This window comes from Paraburkholderia sp. (assembly GCF_036488505.1).
GTDB lineage: Bacteria > Pseudomonadota > Gammaproteobacteria > Burkholderiales > Burkholderiaceae > Paraburkholderia.
The window spans coordinates 1-5,120 of the sequence record NZ_DASXHN010000066.1 but is presented as its reverse complement, the minus strand read 5'-3'; the positions used below and the strand labels follow the sequence as shown (position 1 = coordinate 5,120).

The window sequence follows — 5,120 nt, the reverse complement described above, 5'->3', positions numbered from 1 at the left end:
GTTCCGCATCACGGCGCCGTCGAGCTACGCGCGCACCGTGTTCATTGAAGCGCTGACGCGCGCAGGCGTCACGGTGACGGCCGTGCCGGTCGGCGTCAATGCCGCCGCGTCGCTGCCGGCGAAGGGCTCGTACTCGAACGCGCAACTGGTCGCGCAATTGACGGCCGCACCGTACGCGCAGGACATCCGGTTCGTCAACAAGGTCAGCTACAACCTCGGTGCCGACACGACGCTGCTGATGTGGGGTCTGGCAAAAAACAATTCGACCACGATGGAGGCCGCCCTTGCGGCCGAGCAAACCGAATTGCAATCGACGTTCGCGATCTCGCCGAGCCAATATCACTTCGTTGACGGCAGCGGCGGCGGCGAAACCACTGCCAATGCCAAAGCTGTGATCTCGATGATGCGCGGGATGGTATCGAAACCCGACTTTGCCGCGTATGAAGATTCGATGCCGTCGCTTGGCGTCGATGGTTCGCTGACGACGGTCACCGCCTTCGAGTCCGATCCCACGCTTGCTGGCGCGAAAGGCCAGGTGCAGGCTAAGACCGGAACCTACGTCGTTGAAAATCCAGCTATACCCGGAACGGGGTTGCTCAGAGGGCAGGCGCTGGCCGGCTACATCACCGCAAAGAGCGGGCGGCGGCTCGTGTTCTTCCTGACCGTGAACAACGTGCCGGTTCCCGGTGGCATTGCCGATGTGGTGCGGGTGTTCAACGACGAGGGGACGATCGCAGCGACGTTGTGGAAACTGCAATGACGTTCGGCGCGCCGTGAGTCAGTGGCGCGCCGGCCCGAAAACCGGGCGCCTCAATATTGCGAGTAGACGATGCCGAGAATGTCGGCTTCGTCGTTGAACACGTCGAGCGCGGCGGCGGCCGAGCTGGCCGGGCCAGCGTGGTTGACGAAGAGCGCATAGGCAAGCTGGCGCCCGCTCTTCGCGCTGATGTAGCCCGCCATGTTGATTGCGACCAGCTGTCCGCTTGCGTCGATCGTCGCGCCGCTCTTGACCAGGATGTTCTCCTTGCCGACAACGGTTTTGCCCACTGCGGCGAGCGAACCGTCGGTGCCGAGAATCGACAGTGCATTGCGATACACGGTGGCGTTCGCGCCGCGGCTCATCGTCGCGAGTAGCGTTGCGGTGGTGCGCGCGGTCGCGCGGCTGTCGGGCGTGCCGCTACCGTTGGTCGGAAAATCGAAGCTCCCGCCGTCGAGGCCGAGTGTGCCGGTCAGATATTTACGTTCGGTGGCGAGTGCATCGTGGACGGTGCGTCCGCCTTGCGCGACGCCCTGGTACATCAGGCTGAGGTTCGCACCGGTGTTCAGGCTGACTTTGAGGATGAGTTTCGCGAACTCCGAATAGGGCGGTGACGTGAAGCTCGCGACCTGGTTCGCACTCATATTGCCAGGCGAAGAGGGCAATGACGCCGACGCATTCGCTTGCACCGCGGGTGCGCTTACGGCCACGCCAGCACGCGCGAGCGCATCGATGAACGCGGTGCGCGCGAACGACGGCGGATCGTCGACGCGCACGTTGCTCACATAGATGTCGTTGCCGATCAGCGCCGATCTGTACGCGAGCGGAATCGTCGCCGGCGTGTCGAGGCCGGCTTCGCCCGAGACTGTCGCCTTGCAGCCGGGTGTCGCGATGCAACTGAGCGGGGCTTCGTTGAAGGCGTCGCCGGACACGACGATGTCGGGATCGGTACCGGCGGCGGTCGCGACGGCCGTGCCCTGGAACGTCATCGCGCTGGTGCGGGGTCGCCAGTCGAGGACCGCCGGCTGGCCGACGCCCACTCCCGGGCTCAGCGTCATGTCGATCACGTTCTCGTTGACGAGCATCGGCGAGATCAGCACATTGCCGTTTGGCACGCGAAACGAATCGAACAGGCGGTCGTCGACGATCACGTCGCCATTCACCGACGTAATGCCGGAGGCACGCACCTGAGCGGCAAGCGCATTCATCGCGGTGAGCGGATCTTCGGGCGTCAGGATCGCCCCTTGGAAACCCCGTGCGTCGTTATGATCGTAGTCGGTGAAGTCGACCGTGCCGTCCGGCTTCTGGCGGCCGCCGAAGGTTAGATCGCCGGAGGCCTGGATGATCAGGTCGCCGGTCAGCTTGCCGGTCGTGTCGACCGTGCCGTTGCGATAAACGGGCGTCTGGAAGCGATGGTCCGCGCCGATCACGCCCAAAGCGGTGGCGACAGAGTAGAGCTTGCGAACCGAAGCGGTGAAAATCATCGTGTCGGGATTCAGCGAGTAGAGAATCTGACCTGTTCCCGCATCCATCACAATCATCGACCACTGTGATTGCGCGCTGATGTAGCGCGGCTTGTTCATCACTTGCGCATAGGGATCGGTGGCCGATATGTCGCTGCCGCACCCGACGATTAGCGAACACGATACTAGTACTGCGAAAACCGACCGCGACTGTGCGCGCATGGGTGTTCCTGCCTGAGTAGGAGATCTCTCAGCATAGGTTTCAGTGAACCGGAGTGCAAGGTATGCTTAGTCGCTTTATTTGGCCGTCAGCCACACGAACGCAGAGCGTGGCGGCATCGCAATCGTCACTGTTTGATCTGCGCCGACCACGAGCGAAAGCGGAGACGATGCGCCGACCGAGGCAGAGCTTTTGAGCGCCGTACCGTGAGGCAATCCAGTGGCGAAAGTTCTGGTCACCGTCGCAGTGTCCGACGTATTAACGGCGACGATGGCAACCGTCGACTGATAAGACATCTTGTAGGCGAAAGCCCCTGGCCCCGCGCTGTCCTGGTCGAGAATTGCCGGCGTGCCGCGCGAGAAAACCTTGTTGTCCTTGCGCAAGCTGGCCATCTGCGCGATGAACTGATAGAGCGGCGCCGCTGTGTCGAAGTGGTCCCGGCCTCCCGACGCATAGCCGTTTGCGAACATCGCGCCTCTTTGCTCGGTGAAAGCCTGCTCAGTTCCGTAATAGATTACCGGTATGCCCGGCAACGTCATTATCAGTAGCAGCCCTTGCTGCAACCCGGCCATCGTTCCATGCGCGAGGAAGCGGTCGACGTCGTGGTTGTCAAGAAACGTCGGCATCAGATAGGGACGCCTGAACACCTCCATCATGTCCTGGATCCGATAGCCTAGCTCAGCCGTGGGATGCTGTTGAGTCAGGACATCCCACAGCGTGCCATACAGCGGATAGTTGAGCATCGCGGGCAGAACGTCGGCGCCACCTGGATCCACCATATACGACTCGATCTTCACCGAACTCGCGTTCTGATAGGGGGCGTCTGTGACGAAACCCTCGCCGAACGCGAGAAAGCTAGCTTTGCCATTGGAAAGTGCTACTTGCCGGATACCGGGCGCTGCGGGATCGTTCGCGTACATGAAATCGCTGAAGAAAGCCTGGGGCACATAAAAAGCGGTGTCGATGCGAAAAGCATCGACACCGACCGTGGAGATCCAGTATCCATAGCTGCTTCTGAGGGCTTCGCGCACGACCGGGTTCTCTGTGTTCAGATCATCGAGCCCGTAGAGCTGATAGTTGAACAACTGGTCCGCATTGCCGAAGTCGCTAATGTCGGGTGTCCAATGGTAGATGCCCGCCGCGCGCTGCGCGGGATCGGTTGGGTCGTCCATATTGAAGGGCGCTTGCGTCGGCGCGGTCACCGGAACTGATGCGGTATTGCGCGACCAGCCGAGCGCAGGATTGTTCGCGTTCCATGCGCCGTCATAAAAGAAGAAGTCGCCCGTATGATTCACGACAATGTCCTGTATCAGATACATTTGGGACTTGTGCAGGGCGCTCGACAATTGCCGATAGTCGTCGAGCGAACCCATGTGCTTGTCGACCTGCTCAAAGTTCGAAGCCCAGTAGCCGTGATACCCGCCGTAGTTCACGAGCGGGTCCCACCACTGGTTCGCGACCGGCGGCGTCAGCCAGACCGCCGTCGCCCCCAAACCGTGGATATAGGCGATCTTCTGTTGGATGCCGCGAATGTCGCCGCCGCTATACTTGGCGTTATTTGTCGGGTCGAACTCGCCCGCGCCCTGATTGTCGTTGGTCGGATCGCCGTCATTGAAGCGATCCGTCAGAATGAAATAGATAATCTGATCCTGCCACTCCGGCGACGGTACCTGGAGAGTCAGCTGATCGGAGTTGTCGGAAGACCCGCATGCCGTAATGCAGCAGCTTATGATCGCTGCGAGGATGGCCGATCTTAAACGAACGCACGTATATCGCATTTCGACCTCACCCCTCATCGAGCTGTCCGAAGTGTACGACCGATTCGTCTGCCGGTCAGCCTCGTGTTTGCCAGTAGTGCGTCGTTGCGGCGGGCAAGGTCGGCGTTTTTTGGGGTGACTAGTGAGGGCGCTAAGTGGAGGCCTTAACTTTCGCAAAGCACGCTGATCGCCTTAACTAGATTAACTGGTTCAGCATGGCTAACCGGATGAGGCGATTTCGCCTGCCAGAGCGGTTGTCGCGTTTGCACGGGCCGTCAACCGGTGTGTGCGCCACAAGACCAGCCCACATAGCATTGTCCCGACCCGCGGCACCCGTGTAGTAGACAGCATCTCGGGAAGTGCTCGACAGTGCAGAGCATGCAAGCGATAGGGCGGAAAACGGCGCGTTTTGCCTGACCCAGGACGGTGCGGATCTTGTTCGCGCGTGGAAGCGCGACAACAAAGCCGCCGCCCGCCTGCTCGAGGGCCACACGCACGATGAGTTTCCACGAGGTTGACGATGACAGAACGTCAAATCCTTATGAGCGGCACGATGGTGCGCGCGCTGCTCGAGGGGCGCAAGACGCAGACGCGTCGCGTCGTGAAAGGCCTCGCTCTGGCGCTTTTGCAGCCAGATAACTTCACAGCCGAATATGTAGCGCTCCCCGATAACAAACTGAGCCCCTACGGCTTTGCCGGCGACCGCCTATGGGTTCGCGAGACGTTCTTTGCGTATGGCCGATGGGAGACGCGACCCAGCGCCAAAACGAGCCGCGTCGAATGGCACTTCGTCGATATGACCATCGAGCGCGATCGCTTTTACCAATATGTGGCTGACGAACCGGATGTGCCGGTCGCCACGTCGCGTCACGAAGGGGTGACGCCGGCATGGTGGAAGCGGCCGGCACTGTTCATGCCCCGCG

General features: G+C 61.0%; 3 protein-coding genes and 1 pseudogene. 2 read left to right on the top strand and 2 right to left on the bottom strand.

The window, feature by feature from the left end:
- Positions 1-760, top strand: a 760-nt coding sequence (locus tag VGH68_RS03865; protein ID WP_331602180.1) for a D-alanyl-D-alanine carboxypeptidase, incomplete at its 5' end; no start/stop codon positions are given.
- Positions 761-810: 50 nt separating this feature from the next.
- Here VGH68_RS03865 and VGH68_RS03860 read toward each other — a convergent pair.
- Positions 811-2,340: a D-alanyl-D-alanine carboxypeptidase/D-alanyl-D-alanine-endopeptidase gene (locus VGH68_RS03860; RefSeq protein WP_331602179.1), complete on the bottom strand. Its 1,530-nt coding sequence runs from the start codon at positions 2,338-2,340 to the stop codon at positions 811-813.
- Between the two features lie 177 nt (positions 2,341-2,517).
- The gene (locus VGH68_RS03855) at positions 2,518-4,236 is read right to left on the bottom strand and encodes an alpha-amylase family glycosyl hydrolase (protein ID WP_331602178.1); all 1,719 of its coding nucleotides are present in this window, start codon (positions 4,234-4,236) and stop codon (positions 2,518-2,520) included.
- Positions 4,237-4,738: 502 nt separating this feature from the next.
- Here VGH68_RS03855 and VGH68_RS03850 point away from each other — a divergent pair.
- Positions 4,739-5,120, top strand: a pseudogene (locus tag VGH68_RS03850) (hypothetical protein); the annotation flags it as partial.

What these genes read in the sequence shown, in the direction of transcription:
- VGH68_RS03860 (WP_331602179.1), bottom strand. Translation starts at nt 2,340, where the DNA reads ATGAACAAGCCGCGCTACATCAGCGCGCAATCACAGTGGTCGATGATT.
- VGH68_RS03855 (WP_331602178.1), bottom strand. Translation starts at nt 4,236, where the DNA reads ATGAGGGGTGAGGTCGAAATGCGATATACGTGCGTTCGTTTAAGATCG.